The organism is Providencia sp. UF-224, assembly GCF_058245955.1.
The window spans coordinates 16,978-34,821 of sequence record NZ_JBSICC010000018.1 but is presented as its reverse complement, the minus strand read 5'-3'; the positions used below and the strand labels follow the sequence as shown (position 1 = coordinate 34,821).

Genomic DNA, 17,844 nt, shown 5'->3' with positions numbered 1-17,844 from the left:
TGCTATATGTTAGAAGGGGCCTGATTTAGGCCCCTTTTATATATGAATCAGAACTATCCACGTGGGGAAGACTCCCACGGGGAATATCGAGGAATAAATCACATGTCTGGAATTACCGCTGCATTGGTAAAAGAACTGCGCGAACGTACTGGCGCAGGTATGATGGAATGTAAAAAAGCACTTGTTGAAGCTAACGGCGACATCGAATTAGCGATTGATAACATGCGTAAATCAGGTCAAGCAAAAGCGGCTAAAAAAGCAGGCCGTGTTGCAGCTGAAGGTGTTATCCTGACTGAAGTTTTCAACGGTGGTAAAACAGGTGCTCTGGTTGAGCTGAACTGTGAAACTGACTTCGTTGCTAAAGACGCAGGTTTCTTAGCATTCGGTAAAGAAGTTTTAGCTTCTGTTGTTGCTGACAAAAATGCTGACATCGATGCGCTGAAAGCAAAATTCGAAGAAGCTCGTACAAATTTAGTTGCGAAAATTGGTGAAAATATCAATATTCGTCGCGTTGCTATTCTGGAAGGCGCACAAGTAGGTAGCTACCTGCACGGTGCTCGTATTGGTGTTTTAGTTGCTGCAGAAGGCGCAGACGAAGAATTACTGAAACACATCGCTATGCACATCGCTGCAAGCAAACCTGAATATGTGACTCCAGACAACGTTCCAGCTGATGTTGTTGCTCACGAGCACCAAATTCAGTTAGACATCGCAATGCAATCTGGTAAACCACGCGAAATCGCTGAAAAAATGGTTATCGGTCGCATGAACAAATTCACTGGCGAAATCTCTCTGACTGGCCAGCCTTTCGTAATGGACCCAAGCAAATCTGTTGGTGACTTACTGAAAGAGAAAGGTGCTACTGTTTCTGGTTTCCTTCGTTTCGAAGTAGGTGAAGGTATCGAGAAAGTTGAAACTGACTTTGCAGCAGAAGTTGCTGCGATGAGCAAGTAATCAACTAAGGGCCGCCAATTGGCGGCTCTGTTTTATTCACGTTTCTTTCGAGTAGCAAACATCAGTTAACGGGCATGAGAGACCACAACGTTACCTTTTGACTTGAAAAATATCGTGGGTAATCAAGCTGTAAAACTCTATTCAAATTTAGGTATGTAGAACCTGCGTGTTCTGCGTATGTTACCCCAATAAATAATCTGTTAGGACAGAACACCATGGCTACCAATGCAAAACCCGTTTATCAGCGTATTCTGCTTAAATTAAGTGGCGAAGCCTTACAAGGCGCAGAAGGTTTTGGTATCGATGCTAGCGTTTTAGATCGTATGGCTCAGGAAATCAAAGAACTCATAGAACTGGGTATACAGGTCGGTGTGGTTATTGGCGGTGGTAACCTGTTTCGTGGTGCTGGTTTGGCACAAGCTGGTATGAACCGTGTTGTCGGTGACCACATGGGTATGCTAGCCACGGTGATGAATGGACTCGCGATGCGCGATGCTTTGCACCGTGCTTATGTGAATGCACGACTGATGTCTGCAATTCCATTAAACGGCGTCTGTGATAATTACAGCTGGGCGGAAGCCATTAGCTTATTACGTCACGGCCGTGTTGTTATTTTTTCTGCGGGAACAGGTAATCCATTCTTTACAACAGACTCTGCGGCGTGTTTACGCGGTATTGAAATTGAAGCAGATGTCGTGTTAAAAGCCACAAAAGTAGATGGCGTCTATTCCGCTGATCCAGCAAAAGACCCAGATGCGGTATTGTATGAAAACCTGAATTATCAAGAAGTTTTGGAGCGTGAGTTAAAAGTGATGGACTTAGCAGCCTTCACATTAGCCCGTGACCATAACTTACCAATCCGTGTTTTCAATATGAATAAACCGGGTGCATTACGCCGTGTTGTCATGGGCGAAAACGAAGGTACTCTGATTTCTCACAACTAATACTCAGAGACACAGCCTGAGTTTAAATGTATTATCTAAGATAAATTCAGACAATTTAAGCGAGGTCGCATTGCGGCCTTTAATAATCAGTTCTTAAGGGTTGAAAACGTGATTAACGAAATCCAAAAAGATGCTCAAGACCGTATGGAAAAGAGCCTTGAAGCATTCAAAAACCAAATCAGTAAAGTTCGTACAGGCCGCGCATCTCCAAGCCTATTAGATGGTATTACTGTTGAATATTATGGCTCAGCGACACCTCTGCGCCAGTTGGCTAACGTGACGGTTGAAGATTCACGTACATTAGCTATTTCTGTTTTTGACCGTAGCATGTCACCTGCGATTGAAAAAGCGATCATGGCGTCTGATTTAGGTCTGAACCCCTCTTCTGCGGGCACCGTTATCCGTGTTCCACTTCCTCCGTTAACGGAAGAGCGTCGTAAAGACTTAATTAAAGTGGTTCGTGGTGAAGCTGAACAAGGTCGTATCGCGGTTCGTAACGTACGCCGTGACGCTAACGATAAAGTTAAAGCGCTGCTAAAAGATAAAGAAATCAGTGAAGATGATGAGCGTCGTTCACAAGATGACATTCAAAAGCTGACTGATAACTACATCAAGAAAGTTGATGAATCATTAGCGCAAAAAGAAACAGAGTTGATGGAGTTTTAATCCATCATAATGGTAAAGCCACCAATGCATACTCAAAAAGTGTGCGTTAGCGTGGCTTTATTATTTTTGTACCCATTAAAAAATCCTTTCTTATCACTAAGCTGATATAATCTCAGTATTGAATTAATACAGAGCATCCGATCACTATGAAACGTCTGACAGTCCTGGGTTCAACAGGTTCAATAGGTACCAATACACTTTCTGTTGTTCGTCAAAATCCTGAAAAATTTCAAGTTCTTGCCCTAGTTGCAGGTAAAAATGTTGCCGAAATGGCAAAGCAATGCCTTGAGTTTAATCCGAAATATGCCGCCATGGCGGATGAGTCATCGGCGAAGGCATTACGGACGATTTTGTCTGAAAATAATAACAAAACAGAAGTGTTATCAGGTAAACAAGCAGCGATTGACCTTGCAGGCCTTGATGATGCAGACCAAGTAATGTCAGCAATTACGGGTGTGGCTGGGTTATTACCCACCTTGGCAGCGATCCGCAAAGGCAAAAGAATATTATTAGCGAATAAAGAGTCTTTGATTACCAGTGGCCGTTTATTCTTTAATGAGATTCGTCAGCATAATGCATCAGTATTTCCAATTGATAGTGAACATAATGCAATTTTCCAAAGTTTGCCTGAAATTATTCAGCTCAATTTAGGTTTTGCCGATCTAACTGCTTCAGGTATTTCCAGTATTGTTTTAACAGGCTCAGGTGGCCCGTTCAGAGAAACGCCATTATCGCACTTTGATAATGTCACTCCAGATGAAGCGTGCAATCACCCAAATTGGTCGATGGGGCGTAAAATCTCTGTTGATTCAGCGACAATGATGAATAAAGGGCTAGAATATATTGAAGCTTGCTATTTCTTCAATGCCAATGCTGACCAAATGGAAGTGATTATTCACCCTCAATCGGTGATCCACTCGATGGTAAGATACCGCGATGGTAGTGTCATCGCACAGCTTGGTACGCCCGATATGCGCACGCCGATTTCATATAGCATGGCTTACCCGCAGCGTATTATGTCAGGTGCAAAACCGCTTGATTTTGCTAGCCTTTCATCATTAACATTTGTGCAACCAGATTACCAGCGTTACCCTTGTTTGAAACTGGCGATTGATGCTTGCCATCAAGGTCAAGCAGCAACAACGGCGCTGAATGGGGCAAATGAAATGACGGTTGCGGCGTTCCTTGAAGGAAAAATTCGCTTTACTGATATCGCGAAAATTAATCACAAAATATTAGAAAGCCAAGTTTTTTCTGAACCTGTTTCTATTGAAGAGGTCTTAGAAATCGACGAATGTGCGCGCCGCGATGCGGCAAAAATAATCGCTCAGACAGTTTAAGCTTGGTATGTGATTTATTTAGTTGCTGATAACCATAATTTATCTTTAATATGTGATGCGTTTAAAAAAAGAAAGATAACCTAGTATTTAGCAGAGAATTAAGGATGTGTCTTATCAGCAAACTTAATAATAGTGGTTATTATTGAGTGGAATTCTCAAAGCGGTACTCACAAGGATTAACATTTAATGAACTCTAGTGGTGAAAATCTCTCTGAATCGATGATGCCGAAGCATGTCGCTATCATTATGGATGGTAATGGGCGATGGGCAAAGCAGAGAGGAAAACTCAGAATAACAGGCCATAAGGCAGGTGTTGAATCTGTACGTAATTCTGTGCGTTTTGCGGTAAAAAATAAAATTAGTTCGCTCACGCTTTATGCATTTAGTAGTGAAAACTGGAGACGTCCTGAAAAAGAAGTGAGTTCTTTGATGGAATTATTCGTTTTTGCACTCGATAATGAAGTCAAAAACCTACACAAGAACAATGTTAAATTAAAAGTGATAGGGGATATTGACCGTTTTAGCGAGCGCCTGAGAAAACGCATTGATAAAGCAGAGGCATTAACGCAAAACAATACAGGCTTAAAACTCAATATTGCGGCGAACTATGGTGGGCGCTGGGATATCGCTAATAGCGTGAAGCAAGTCTTTGCGAAAGTACAAAGTGGTGAGCTTTCCATTGATGATATCAATGAAGACTCCATTAATAACTCAATCTGTATGCATGACCAAGAGTGTGTCGACTTAGTCATCAGAACAGGGGGAGAACATCGAATTAGCAACTTCCTATTATGGCAAGTCGCTTATGCGGAATTTTATTTCACCAACGTTTTGTGGCCAGATTTTGATGAAATGGTGTTTCAGGATGCGGTTGATGCATTTAGTAAGCGCGAGCGTCGTTATGGTGGGGCTGAATCAGATGACGAACTTGTCAAATAATAGGGGATAGATGTGCTGAAATATCGTTTGCTTACTGCGATAGTATTAATACCAATTGTTATTGCGGCGTTGTTTTTACTTTCTCCAGCGAATTTTGGTTTAGTAGTGGTTGCTGTTTCTGCTCTCGGTGCTTGGGAATGGGCTCAATTTGCAGGGTGGCACTCACAGGTTAAGCGTGTTGGCTTAGCCATTGTTTTTGCAGTAATCTTGCTGGCAATGCAATTTTCGATTCCTGACATCACATCATTATCCAATTCGCCAATAATTCTTTATGGGTTATGGGCAGGGCTAGTTTGGTGGATTGTCGCTATTGTGCTCGTTGTGACTTACCCTGCGTCTGCATCGTGGGGTAAATCTGTTATTATTCGCTTATTATTTGGCGTATTAACTATAATCCCTTTCTACTGCGGAATGATGGCACTGCGTACTGTGGGCTACCAGAATGATACCGCTATTGGTGCATGGTGGTTGCTGTATGTCATGTTACTGGTGTGGGGAGCTGACTCTGGTGCTTATGCCTTTGGGCGTACAATCGGCCGTAATAAAATGGCACCGAAAGTGTCGCCGGGTAAAACGTGGGAAGGCCTCGTGGGTGGTCTAATCACTGCTGGGATTATTTCTTGGGTATTTAGTGCATACGCACCAATCCCTGTTATGCCAGATTATTTGCTAGTGACTTCAATTATTGTTGTTGTAGTATCTGTGTTTGGTGATTTAACTGAAAGTATGTTTAAGCGCCAATCTGGCATTAAAGACAGTAGTCATTTAATCCCTGGTCATGGTGGTATTCTTGACCGTATTGATAGCCTAACTGCGGCAATTCCAGTATTTGCTGGGCTGAATTTGTTAATTTTTAACGGCTTTGGTCTGTAGGAAGATAAATGGGATTTATTTGGAGCTTAGCGGCATTTATTATTGCAATTGGTGTGCTGATTACCGTACACGAATTTGGTCATTATTGGGTTGCACGCCGCTGTGGTGTTTATGTTGAGCGTTTCTCCATTGGTTTTGGTAAAACGCTGTGGCGCAAAGTAGACAAACACGGTACTGAGTTTGTCCTCGCACTAATTCCACTGGGCGGTTATGTCAAAATGCTGGATGAACGTGTTGGTGAGGTTTCACCTGAACGCCGGCATGAAGCGTTTAATAATAAAACCGTGGGGCAGCGTGCCGCAATTATTAGCGCGGGTCCAATTGCGAACTTTTTACTGGCTATTGTTGTCTACTGGATAGTCTTTATGATTGGCGTTCCATCAGTGAAGCCAATTATTGCGGATATAAAACCAGATTCGATTGCCGCGGCTGCAAATTTTGAACCTAAAATGGAACTAAAATCCATTGATGGTATCGAAACACCTGATTGGAATTCAGCGCGTTTAGCATTAGTGGCTAAAATTGGCGATCGCGAGTTAACCGCTGAAGTGGTGCCAGAAGGGTATAGTGAGCCCATGACCAAAACAGTTGATTTAACTGATTGGAAATTTGACCCTGAAAAACAAGACCCGATTTTGTCAATTGGCATCATGCCTGTTTCAGCCAGAATCGATCCGGTGATTCAGAAAGTCACAGCGGGTCAGGCTGGTGAACGCGCAGGGTTAATTCCGGGCGATAGAATTGTAAGTGTTAACGGTGAGGAACTTGGGTATTGGAACCCTGTGACTCGAATCATTCGTATGAATCCGGGAACGCCGTTAAAGTTAGAAATTGAACGTTCTTCACAACGTGTTTCACTCACCTTAACGCCAGATAGCCAAGATGGGCAGCGTGGTGAGAAAATTGGATTTGCGGGTGTGGAACTTTCAGTGTTACCGTTAGCAGATGAATATAAAATGGTGCAACAATATGGGCCATTTTCTGCGTTTTACCAAGCAAGTGATAAAACGTGGCAGTTGATGAAGCTAACGGTCAACATGATGGGTAAATTAGTTGTTGGGGATGTCAAACTCAATAACTTAAGCGGTCCGATATCTATCGCGAAAGGAGCGGGGGTATCCGCCGAATCAGGCTTGGTATATTATTTGATGTTTATTGCGCTTATTAGCGTGAATTTAGGTATCATCAATCTGTTTCCATTGCCTGTTTTAGATGGGGGGCATTTGCTCTTCTTATTAATTGAAAAAATTAAGGGAAGTCCAGTGTCTGAGCGAGTACAAGACTTTAGTTTTCGGATAGGTGCAATGGCATTGATTCTGTTAATGGGACTTGCACTTTTTAATGATTTCTCTCGCTTCTAATTTTGTAAGCCGGGGACCAGTAAGGAATACGCATAACAACGATGGCGATGAAAAAGTTGCTCATAGCGTCGCTGCTTCTAGGCAGCGCCACTGCATACGGTTCAGACGGATTCGTAGTTAAAGACATTCGTTTCGAAGGTCTACAACGCGTCGCCGTTGGTGCAGCATTATTGAACATGCCTGTTAGGGTGGGCGATTCAATTGATAACGACGATATCAGTCGTTCAATTCGTTCCCTATTCTCAACCGGTAACTTCGAAGATGTTAGGGTCCTGCGTGATGGAAACACGCTGATCGTTCAAGTTAAAGAGCGGCCAACCATCGCAAGCATCACGTTTACAGGTAATAAATCTGTTAAAGACGATATGCTCAAGCAGAACTTGGAGGCTTCAAATATTCGTGTGGGTGAGGCACTTGACCGCACAACAATCGCGAATATTGAAAAAGGCTTAGAAGACTTTTACTACAGTGTGGGTAAATACAACGCGACAGTTAAAGCCGTTGTAACGCCATTACCGCGCAACCGTGTCGATTTAAAATTTGTGTTCTCCGAAGGTGTGTCTGCGCAAATTCAGCAGATTAACATCGTGGGTAACAAAAACTACACGACCGCTGAATTGGTTAACAAGCTGCAATTACGTGATGATGTACCATGGTGGAACCTTGCGGCTGACCAAAAATATCAGAAGCAAAAACTGGCGGGTGACTTAGAAACGCTGCGCAGTTTCTACCTTGATCGCGGTTATGCACGCTTTAATATTGACTCTACCCAAGTCAGTCTGACTCCAGACAAAAAAGGCATTTATATCACGATTAACATTACTGAAGGCGACCAGTACAAAATTTCTGGCGTTGAAATTAATGGTAATACGGCTGAACATTTAAATGAAATCAAAGAGTTGATCACAATCACACCGGGTGAGTTATACAACGGTGCGCAAGTGACTCGAATGGAAAACCAGATCAAAGAATTGTTTGGTCGTTACGGTTACGCCTATCCTCGAGTGATGACTCAGCCTGAAATTAACGACGCAGATAAAACCGTTAAATTGCATCTGAATATCGATGCAGGTAACCGTTTCTACGTTCGTGAAATTCGTTTCCAAGGTAATGACACCAGTAAAGATACCGTCCTACGTCGCGAAATGCGTCAGATGGAAGGGGCATGGCTGGGGAACGACCTTGTTGAGCTCGGAAAAGAGCGTCTGAACCGTACTGGTTTCTTTGAAACCGTTGATGTTGAAACTCAGCGTGTGCCGGGCAGCCCTGACCAAGTTGATGTTATCTATAAAGTTAAAGAACGTAATACAGGTTCGATGAACTTCGGTATCGGTTTTGGTACAGAAAGTGGCGTGAGCTTCCAAGTTGGTGTTACGCAAGATAACTGGTTAGGTACAGGTAACGCGGTTGGTATCAACGCAAGTAAAAATGATTATTCAACCAACGTTGAGTTCTCCTTTACTGACCCTTACTTCACCGTTAATGGTGTGAGCTTGGGTGGTCGTATTTTCTATAACGACTTTAGTGCGAAAGATGCTGACCTGTCTGGCTATAACAACAAAACATATGGCTTAGATAGTTTCTTAAGTTTCCCATTCAATGAAAATAACTCTTTCCGCGTAGGTGCGGGTTATGTTCATAACAAACTGTCTGATATGCGTGCGCAAGCTGCGATGTGGGATTACCTTGATTCTATGGGTAAAAATCCACCAATCACAGAGAATGGCCGTAATAAAGAAAGCTTTGATGCGGATGACTTCACGCTTAACTTAGGTTGGACTTACAACTCGTTAAACCGTGGTTTCTTCCCAACGTCGGGTAACAAAACGAACGTCTCTGGTAAAGTGACTGTTCCAGGCTCTGATAACGAATACTATAAACTGCGTTTTGATACTGCGCAGTACTACCCATTAGATGAAGATGAAACATGGGTTGTGCTGGGTCGTGCTCAAGCGGGTTACGGTGACGGTATTGGCAGCAAACAAATGCCATTCTATGAAAACTTCTATGCGGGTGGTTCTAGCACCATTCGTGGTTTCCGCTCGAACAATATCGGTCCGAAAGCGGTTTATTTGAAGCGTGATAAAACGACAGGTGTGGCTGGTCCAGAGCCAGGTAGCCCATCAAGTGATGCAGTCGGTGGTAACGCCATGTATGCAGCATCATTTGAGTTAATTACGCCTACGCCATTTATCGACGAGAAATATTCGAACTCTGTTCGTACCTCTCTCTTCGTTGATGCGGGTACGGTATGGGACACTAACTGGAACAGTATTCCATCTGATTGGCGTGCGGGTATGCCTGACTACGGTAAGGCGTCTAATATCCGTGCTTCAGCGGGTGTAGCTTTACAATGGATGTCCCCACTTGGACCACTGGTCTTCTCTTATGCGCAGCCGATTAAGGACTACGATGGGGATAAATCAGAACAGTTCCAATTTAATATTGGTAGAACGTGGTAATCTACACTAGTTTCTATCTATGAAGGCTCCCATAATTTTATGGGAGCAACCAAAATTTCCAGCCATACATATGGGTTAAGGAGTTTAGTGTGAAAAAATTGTTGTGTGCAGCGGGTGTGAGTATTGCTTTAGCAATGTCTGCGGGTGCTTATGCTGAAAAAATCGCTATCGTAAATGTTGGCGAAATTTTCCAAAATATGCCTGCGCGTGAAGCCGTTGCTAAACAGCTTGAAAGCGAATTCAAAAGCCGTGCTACTGAATTGCAGAATCTGGAAAAAGACCTGCAATCACGCGTAGAAAAACTGCGTCGTGATGGTGCTACCATGAAGCAAAGTGAGCGCGAAAAGCTTGAATCCGAACTCATGACTAAACGTGATACTTTTGCTGAAAAAGCGCAGAAATTTGAAGAAGACAACCGTCGTCGTCAAGGTGAAGAGCGTAATAAAATTTTAACTCGTATTCAGGACTCTATTAAGTCTGTTGCTGCTAAAGAAGGCTACGATGTTGTTATCGATGCAAACGCAGTTGCGTATGCAAAAGATAGTATCGACATCACTAGTCAGGTTCAAAAACAGGTTAAATAATAGATGTCTTCAATTCGATTGGCTGACCTTGCTCAGCAGTTGAATGCACAATTACATGGTGATGGCGATATCGTCATCACCAGTATTGCTCCCATGCATTCAGCGAATAATCAACAGATAACTTTTTTATCTGACAGCCGTTACAGTGATAAATTGGCCGAATGCCAAGCTGCTGCGGTGGTTCTTACAGCAAAAGATCTCGAATCCTGCAAAGTGGCGGCACTGGTTGTTGATAACCCGTACCTCGCCTATGCACGGATGGCGCAAATCATGGATACCACGCCAAGTCCGGCTGAAGATATTCATGCATCCGCAGTGATTGCCGATGATGCAACACTCGGTAAAAATGTTGCAATTGGCGCAAATGCCGTTATCGAAAGTGGTGTTGTACTGGGCGATAACGTCGTAATTGGCGCAGGTTGCTTTGTGGGTAAAAACACGCGTATTGGTGCAGGAACCCGCTTATGGGCGAATGTCAGCGTTTACCACAATATTGAAATTGGCGAGCACTGCTTAGTGCAATCAGGTACCGTGATCGGCTCTGATGGCTTCGGCTACGCGAATGATCGTGGCAATTGGATCAAAATTCCTCAATTAGGCACTGTGATCATCGGGGATCGTGTCGAGATCGGCGCAAGTACAACAATTGACCGCGGCGCACTAGATAACACCGTGATTGGCAATGGGGTTATTATCGATAACCAGTGCCAAATTGCACATAACGTCATTATTGGTGATAATACCGCAGTTGCTGGCGGCGTAATCATGGCTGGCAGCTTAAAAATCGGCCGTTACTGTATGATTGGTGGCGCGAGCGTGATCAACGGTCATATGGAAATTTGCGATAAGGTCACAGTAACGGGAATGGGAATGGTCATGCGGCCTATCACTGAACCAGGAGTTTACTCTTCAGGTATTCCTTTACAACCTAATAAAGTTTGGCGTAAAACAGCTGCTTTAGTCTTAAGTATCAATGAGATGAATAAGCGCCTGAAAAACGTTGAACGCGAATTAGATAGCCAAAATCAAAAAAATCAGTAATCATTTTGTAATTCAGGCTAAAATAGTTATCTGAGTTACGTTTTCCGGCCTGCCAGTTAACCTAATTTAAGGTTGAAGCAGGCCGATTCGTTAATAATAACCGTATTAATAGACAGGAAGAGTATTTCGATGAGTGATAATCATACTCTGAATATTGAAGAAATTTTAGAGCTCCTTCCACACCGTTACCCGTTCCTTTTGGTTGACCGTGTATTGGATTTTGAAGAAGGCAAATCTTTGCGTGCAGTTAAAAATGTTTCCTTCAACGAGCCATTTTTCCAAGGGCATTTCCCTGGTAAACCGATTTTCCCGGGTGTTTTAATTTTAGAAGCAATGGCGCAAGCAACGGGTATCCTTGCATTTAAAAGCGTTGGAAAATTAGAGCCGGGTGAACTGTATTATTTTGCAGCGGTAGATAACGCCCGTTTTAAACGTCCTGTTCAGCCTGGAGATCAAATGATCTTAGAAGTTGAATTTATTAAAGAACGTCGCGGAGTCGCACGTTTTAAAGGCGTTGCAAAAGTTGATGGAGAAGTGGCCTGCGAAGCAGAAATGATGTGCGCCCGTCGCCGTGAGGTCTGATATGATTGACAATACTGCCTATATCCATCCTTCATCCATCGTCGAAGATGGCGCAATTATTGGCGCCAATGTGCGTATTGGCCCTTTTTGTTATGTTGGCGCGAATGTTGAAATTGGCGAAGGCACAGAGCTGAAATCCCACGTTGTCGTTAACGGTCACACAAAAATTGGCCGCGATAATGTGATTTTCCAGTTTGCGTCTATTGGTGAAGCTAACCAAGACCTGAAATACCAAGGTGAACCAACTCGCGTTGAAATTGGTGATAGAAACCGTATTAGAGAAAGTGTGACTATTCACCGTGGTACCGTCCAAGATGCTGGCTTAACAAAAGTGGGTGATGATAACCTGCTGATGGTTAACGTGCATATTGCTCACGATTGTATCATTGGAAATCGTTGCATTATTGCAAATAACGGGACGTTAGGCGGTCATGTCACATTAGGCGATTACGCGATTATTGGTGGTATGACAGCGGTGCATCAATTCTGTAAAATTGGTGCTCACGTTATGGTGGGTGGTTGCTCTGGCGTGGCGCAAGATGTGCCGCCATATGTCATTGCGCAAGGTAACCATGCAACGCCATTTGGTCTAAACCTTGAAGGTTTAAAACGTCGTGGTTTTGAAAAAGAATCACTGCATGCTATTCGTAATGCATACAAGACGTTATATCGTTCAGGTAAATCATTAGAAGAAGCGCGTGAAGAAATCGCAGAAGCAGGGAAAGTCAACGAACACGTTAAAGTGTTTAGTGATTTCTTAGAAGATTCTGCACAATCTAAGCGTGGTATTATCCGTTAATCACAAAGTGCTGTGGTTAACGTGACTAGGCCTTTATTAAGGAGCGAATTTCGGTGATTGATAACCGTCCACTTACTATTGGCCTTGTTGCCGGAGAAACATCTGGCGATATCCTCGGTGCAGGGCTTATTCGTGCACTGAAAGAGCAAGTGCCTAATGCTCGCTTTGTTGGTGTTGCAGGCCCGTTGATGCAAGCGGAAGGCTGTGAAGCTTGGTACGAAATGGAAGAGTTAGCCGTGATGGGAATTGTTGAAGTTCTCGGTCGGTTACCTCGTTTATTATCTATTCGTAAAGATTTAACCCAGCGTTTTACACAGTTACAACCCGATATTTTTGTCGGAATTGATGCCCCTGATTTTAACATCACCCTTGAAGGGCGCTTAAAAGCAAAAGGCATCAAAACTATTCATTACGTCAGCCCTTCAGTTTGGGCTTGGCGCCAAAAGCGTGTATTTAAAATCGGTCGTTCTACAAACTTAGTCTTAGCGTTTTTACCATTTGAAAAAGCGTTTTATGACCGTTTTGATGTACCTTGTCGTTTTATCGGCCATACGATGGCGGATGCTATTCCCTTACATCCAGATAAACTTGCTGCGCGAGCGCGCCTCGGTATTCCCGAAAATGTAAAATGTCTCGCATTATTACCAGGAAGCCGCCATTCAGAAGTGGAAATGTTGAGTGCTGATTTTTTACAAACAGCTAAAATACTCCAACAACGCTTCCCTGATTTGCATATCGTAGTGCCCCTGGTGAATGAAAAGCGCCGTCTGCAATTTGATACAATCAAAGCCACTGTTGCGCCTGAGTTATCCGTGCATATCCTTGATGGACAAGCCCGTGATGCGATGATTGCTGCAGATGCGACACTGTTAGCCTCAGGAACCGCTGCTCTAGAATGTATGTTGACTAAATGCCCGATGGTGGTTGGTTACCGTATGAAGCCGTTCACTTTTTGGCTGGCTAAACGCTTAGTTAAAACCCCGTATGTCTCCTTGCCGAATTTGCTGGCTGAAAAAGAAATTGTCAAAGAATTACTGCAAGAAGAGTGCCAGCCAGAAAAACTGGCACAAGAGATTCTTCCATTATTGGAAGGTGGCGAACGAGTTAATCAACTAAAAGACACTTTTTTACATCTGCATCAGTTGATCCGTTGTGATGCAGATAAACAAGCTGCAGAAGCAGTACTCGATTTGGTTAAAAATTAATGGAATTTATCTATCCCAAAGCCAATTTAATAGCTGGCGTTGATGAAGTCGGGCGTGGGCCATTAGTGGGCGCAGTTGTGACTGCCGCTGTGATCCTTGATCCCAATAACCCGATTGCAGGGCTCGCAGACTCGAAAAAACTCAGTGAAAAAAAGCGCGAGAAACTGTTCGACGAAATCAAAGAAAAAGCCTTATGTTGGTGCATTGGTCGTGCAGAACCTGAAGAAATTGATAAAATAAATATATTACACGCGACGATGTTAGCCATGCAGCGTGCTGTTGCAGGGTTATCTATCGCCCCTGAATTTGTTTTAATTGATGGCAATCGCTGCCCTGAACTGCCAATGCCGTCAAAGGCCGTGGTTAAAGGCGATAGCCTTGTACAAGAAATTAGCGCAGCATCCATTTTAGCGAAAGTCGTGCGGGATAGGGAAATGGTCGAGCTGGACAAAGCATTCCCAGAATATGGCTTTGCAAAGCATAAAGGCTACCCAACCGCATACCACTTAGAAAAATTGGCGCAGTATGGTGCAACCGAATTCCATCGTAAAAGCTTTGCTCCCGTGAGGCGAGCTTTAGACAGTCAAAAATAGGTACTTAATCGATGGCATCACCTCGTTTTATTCATTTGCGTGTGCACAGTGACTACTCGATGATTGACGGGCTCGCGAAAACGGGTCCATTGGTCAAAAAAGTGGCAGCAATGGGCATGCCTGCGTTCGCAATCACCGATTTTACTAACTTGTGTGGGTTAGTGAGATTCTACGGTGCTGCACATGGGGCAGGGATCAAGCCGATCATCGGCGCGGATTTTTATGTAGAAAGCGAATTATTAGGCGATGAAATTTCTCATCTCACCGTTCTTGCTCGCAATAATGAAGGGTATCAAAACCTTACTCTCTTGATTTCAGAAGCCTACCAAAAGGGCTATGGCGCTGTAGGGCCAACAATTAAGCGTGATTGGCTAGCAAAGCACAAAGAGGGGCTTATTTTGCTCTCTGGTGGGCGCAAAGGGGATATTGGGCAATTTCTATTACGAGGCAACCAAGCGCTTGTCGATGAGTGCCTTGAGTTTTATGAAGCGCATTTCCCCGGTTGTTATTATCTCGAACTCGTCAGAACGGGTCGCCCAGACGAAGAAAGCTATCTTCATGCTGCCGTCGAATTGGCCACGAAGAAAGGTTTGCCTGTTGTCGCGACGAACGAAGTCTGCTTTATTGAAAGTAGCGACTTTGATGCCCATGAAATTCGCGTTGCCATCCACGATGGTTTCACCCTAGCTGACCCCAAAAGACCGAAAAACTATAGCCCTCAGCAATACTTACGTACTGAAGAGGAAATGTGTGAGCTTTTTGCCGACATTCCTGAAGCGTTAGAAAACAGTGTAGAGATTGCTAAGCGTTGTAACGTCACGATTCGTCTTGGTGAATACTTCTTACCGCAATTCCCAACTGGGGATATGAAAACTGAAGACTTTTTGGTGATGCGGTCAAAAGAAGGGCTCGAAGAACGTCTTGAGTTTTTATTCCCTGACGAAAAAGTTCGTGCAGAAAAACGCCCTGCATATGATGAGCGTTTAGACATTGAACTGAACGTGATTAACCAAATGGGGTTCCCCGGTTACTTCTTGATCGTGATGGAGTTTATCCAATGGTCAAAAGATAATGGTGTACCCGTTGGGCCGGGAAGGGGGTCTGGTGCAGGGTCATTAGTGGCTTATGCACTCAAAATTACAGACCTCGACCCATTAGAATTTGACCTTCTGTTTGAGCGTTTCTTAAACCCTGAGCGGGTCTCGATGCCTGACTTTGACGTCGACTTCTGCATGGAAAAACGTGACCAAGTAATTGATCACGTAGCGCAGATGTACGGCCGTGATGCGGTATCACAAATTATTACCTTCGGTACGATGGCGGCAAAAGCAGTTATTCGTGACGTAGGGCGTGTCCTTGGCCACCCTTATGGTTTTGTGGATAGGATTTCCAAACTGGTTCCCCCTGATCCGGGAATGACATTAGAAAAAGCCTTTGAAGCGGAGCCACAGCTTCCTGAAATTTACGAAGCGGATGAAGAAGTGAAAGCGCTGATTGATATGGCGCGTAAACTTGAAGGGGTGACACGAAACGCGGGTAAACACGCAGGTGGTGTGGTTATCGCACCAACCAAAATTACCGATTTTGCCCCACTGTATTGCGATGCAGAAGGGAACAACCCCGTTACGCAATTCGATAAAAACGACGTTGAATATGCAGGGTTAGTGAAGTTTGACTTCCTAGGTTTACGGACGTTAACGATCATTAACTGGGCGTTGGAGATGATCAACGCGCGTCGGGCTAAGAAAAACCAAGAACCGATTGATATTGCAGCCATTCCATTACACGATCAAAAAAGTTTTGATATGCTGCAACGCTCTGAAACCACGGCGGTGTTCCAGTTAGAATCCCGTGGAATGAAGGACTTAATTAAGCGATTACGTCCTGACTGCTTTGAGGATATGATCGCTCTGGTGGCGTTATTCCGTCCAGGCCCGCTGCAATCAGGCATGGTTGATAACTTTATCGACCGTAAACATGGTCGTGAAGAGATTTCATATCCTGATGTAGAATGGCAACATGAATCGTTAAAACCTGTTCTTGAGCCAACTTATGGTATTATTTTATACCAAGAACAGGTTATGCAGATTGCACAGGTTCTTGCGGGATATACCCTTGGTGGTGCGGATATGCTGCGCCGTGCAATGGGTAAAAAGAAACCGGAAGAGATGGCGAAGCAGCGTTCTGTTTTTGAGGAAGGTTCAATCAAAAACGGCGTTGATGGCGAATTGTCGATGAAAATCTTTGACTTGGTAGAGAAATTTGCCGGTTATGGGTTTAACAAATCGCACTCTGCAGCGTATGCACTGGTTTCTTACCAAACACTGTGGCTAAAAGCGCATTACCCTGCTGAATTTATGGCGGCAGTAATGACCGCGGATATGGATAATACCGAAAAAGTCGTTGGTTTAGTTGACGAATGCTGGCGAATGGGCTTAAAAGTATTGCCTCCAGATATCAATAGCGGGCTTTATCACTTTCATGTGAATGATGAAGGTGAGATAGTTTACGGTATTGGTGCGATTAAAGGGGTCGGAGAAGGCCCCATTGAAGCCATTGTTGAAGCACGCCAGCAAGGCGGAATTTTCAAAGAGATTTTTGACCTTTGCGCTCGCGTTGATATTAAAAAAATTAACCGCCGCGTGATGGAAAAACTGATCATGGCGGGGGCATTTGATCGCCTAGGTCCTCACCGTGCAGCGTTGATGTCATCCCTTGAGGATGCATTAAAAGCCGCTGATCAACATGCGAAAGCCGAAGCCATAGGCCAAGCCGATATGTTTGGTGTGTTAGCTGAAGCCCCTGAGCAAGTGGAAAGCTCGTATGCAAGTGTGCCAAAATGGCCAGAACAAGTGGTATTGGATGGGGAAAGGGAAACCCTTGGCTTATATTTAACGGGTCATCCAATAACGCGATACTTGAGTGAAATAGAACGCTATACTAATGGCCTTAGATTAAAAGATGTGAACCCAACCCCTCGTGGTCAAGTGACAACTGTGGTAGGTTTAGTACTTTCAGCTAAAGTCATTACAACCAAGCGTGGGAATAGAATTGGTATCTGTACGCTTGATGATCGTTCCGGTCGTCTGGATATTATGCTATTTTCAGATGCACTCGATAAATACCAACATATGTTGGAAAAAGACAATATCCTGATAGCCACCGGTCAGGTCAGCTTTGATGATTTCAATGGTGGTAATAAAATGACAGTGCGTGAGTTAATGGATATTAGTGAAGCAAGGGAGAAATATGCACGTGGACTTGCGATTTCACTGTCAGATAAACAAATTAACGATCAATTACTGAACCGGCTGCGCAGTACGCTTGAACCTCATCGTTCAGGCACTATCCCGGTTCATCTGTATTACCAGAAGGACGATGCCAGAGCCAAGCTTAAATTTGGCGTTGTTTGGCGTGTGACACCCGTGGATCCCCTTCTGAACGATCTTCGAACTCTGCTGGGTAGTGAGCAGGTAGAATTAGAATTTGACTAAAATAGGA

The 17,844-nt window shown here is 43.9% G+C and carries 15 protein-coding genes; all 15 read left to right on the top strand.

The window, feature by feature from the left end; all coding sequences use genetic code 11:
* Nucleotides 1-102 precede the first annotated feature (102 nt).
* The 15 genes from tsf to dnaE all read left to right on the top strand — a co-directional run bounded on the left by tsf (nucleotide 103) and on the right by dnaE (nucleotide 17,837).
* The gene (gene tsf / locus AC4IFO_RS16015; protein ID WP_490735826.1) at nucleotides 103-954 is read left to right on the top strand and encodes a translation elongation factor Ts; all 852 of its coding nucleotides are present in this window, start codon (nucleotides 103-105) and stop codon (nucleotides 952-954) included.
* 215 nt (nucleotides 955-1,169) lie between these two features.
* Nucleotides 1,170-1,898: a UMP kinase gene (pyrH, locus tag AC4IFO_RS16010; RefSeq protein WP_206083748.1), complete on the top strand. Its 729-nt coding sequence runs from the start codon at nucleotides 1,170-1,172 to the stop codon at nucleotides 1,896-1,898.
* A 108-nt stretch (nucleotides 1,899-2,006) separates the two neighbouring features.
* Nucleotides 2,007-2,564 (top strand): ribosome recycling factor, encoded by a 558-nt coding sequence (gene frr, locus AC4IFO_RS16005; protein ID WP_490735824.1) that lies wholly within the window; start codon nucleotides 2,007-2,009, stop codon nucleotides 2,562-2,564.
* A 146-nt stretch (nucleotides 2,565-2,710) separates the two neighbouring features.
* Nucleotides 2,711-3,904, top strand: coding sequence for a 1-deoxy-D-xylulose-5-phosphate reductoisomerase (ispC, locus tag AC4IFO_RS16000; RefSeq protein WP_490735822.1), 1,194 nt, complete (start codon nucleotides 2,711-2,713; stop codon nucleotides 3,902-3,904).
* 186 nt (nucleotides 3,905-4,090) lie between these two features.
* Entirely contained in the window at nucleotides 4,091-4,843 is a 753-nt protein-coding gene (gene uppS / locus AC4IFO_RS15995) for a polyprenyl diphosphate synthase (RefSeq protein WP_490735820.1), read from the top strand.
* 12 nt (nucleotides 4,844-4,855) lie between these two features.
* Nucleotides 4,856-5,716, top strand: a complete 861-nt coding sequence (gene cdsA / locus AC4IFO_RS15990; RefSeq protein ID WP_490735818.1) for a phosphatidate cytidylyltransferase — start codon at nucleotides 4,856-4,858, stop codon at nucleotides 5,714-5,716.
* Nucleotides 5,717-5,724: 8 nt separating this feature from the next.
* Complete coding sequence (gene rseP, locus AC4IFO_RS15985; protein ID WP_490735816.1) at nucleotides 5,725-7,077, top strand: sigma E protease regulator RseP; 1,353 nt, start codon at nucleotides 5,725-5,727, stop codon at nucleotides 7,075-7,077.
* A 41-nt stretch (nucleotides 7,078-7,118) separates the two neighbouring features.
* Nucleotides 7,119-9,539 carry an outer membrane protein assembly factor BamA gene (gene bamA / locus AC4IFO_RS15980; RefSeq protein WP_490735814.1) on the top strand — a complete coding sequence of 807 codons (2,421 nt, stop codon included), beginning with the start codon at nucleotides 7,119-7,121 and terminating at the stop codon, nucleotides 9,537-9,539.
* Nucleotides 9,540-9,628: 89 nt separating this feature from the next.
* Nucleotides 9,629-10,123: a molecular chaperone Skp gene (gene skp, locus AC4IFO_RS15975; RefSeq protein WP_206083755.1), complete on the top strand. Its 495-nt coding sequence runs from the start codon at nucleotides 9,629-9,631 to the stop codon at nucleotides 10,121-10,123.
* 3 nt (nucleotides 10,124-10,126) lie between these two features.
* Nucleotides 10,127-11,164 (top strand): UDP-3-O-(3-hydroxymyristoyl)glucosamine N-acyltransferase, encoded by a 1,038-nt coding sequence (lpxD, locus tag AC4IFO_RS15970; protein WP_490735812.1) that lies wholly within the window; start codon nucleotides 10,127-10,129, stop codon nucleotides 11,162-11,164.
* A 129-nt stretch (nucleotides 11,165-11,293) separates the two neighbouring features.
* Nucleotides 11,294-11,746, top strand: coding sequence for a 3-hydroxyacyl-ACP dehydratase FabZ (gene fabZ, locus AC4IFO_RS15965; protein ID WP_219244380.1), 453 nt, complete (start codon nucleotides 11,294-11,296; stop codon nucleotides 11,744-11,746).
* A 1-nt stretch (nucleotide 11,747) separates the two neighbouring features.
* Complete coding sequence (gene lpxA, locus AC4IFO_RS15960) at nucleotides 11,748-12,545, top strand: acyl-ACP--UDP-N-acetylglucosamine O-acyltransferase (RefSeq protein ID WP_490735809.1); 798 nt, start codon at nucleotides 11,748-11,750, stop codon at nucleotides 12,543-12,545.
* 53 nt (nucleotides 12,546-12,598) lie between these two features.
* Nucleotides 12,599-13,750 carry a lipid-A-disaccharide synthase gene (gene lpxB / locus AC4IFO_RS15955; protein ID WP_490735807.1) on the top strand — a complete coding sequence of 384 codons (1,152 nt, stop codon included), beginning with the start codon at nucleotides 12,599-12,601 and terminating at the stop codon, nucleotides 13,748-13,750.
* A complete protein-coding gene (rnhB, locus tag AC4IFO_RS15950; RefSeq protein ID WP_490735805.1) occupies nucleotides 13,750-14,343 on the top strand; it encodes a ribonuclease HII in 594 nt (197 codons plus the stop codon). The genes lpxB and rnhB overlap by 1 nt, the downstream gene beginning before the upstream one ends.
* An 11-nt stretch (nucleotides 14,344-14,354) precedes the next feature.
* Nucleotides 14,355-17,837 carry a DNA polymerase III subunit alpha gene (dnaE, locus tag AC4IFO_RS15945; RefSeq protein WP_490735803.1) on the top strand — a complete coding sequence of 1,161 codons (3,483 nt, stop codon included), beginning with the start codon at nucleotides 14,355-14,357 and terminating at the stop codon, nucleotides 17,835-17,837.
* Nucleotides 17,838-17,844: the final 7 nt, after the last annotated feature.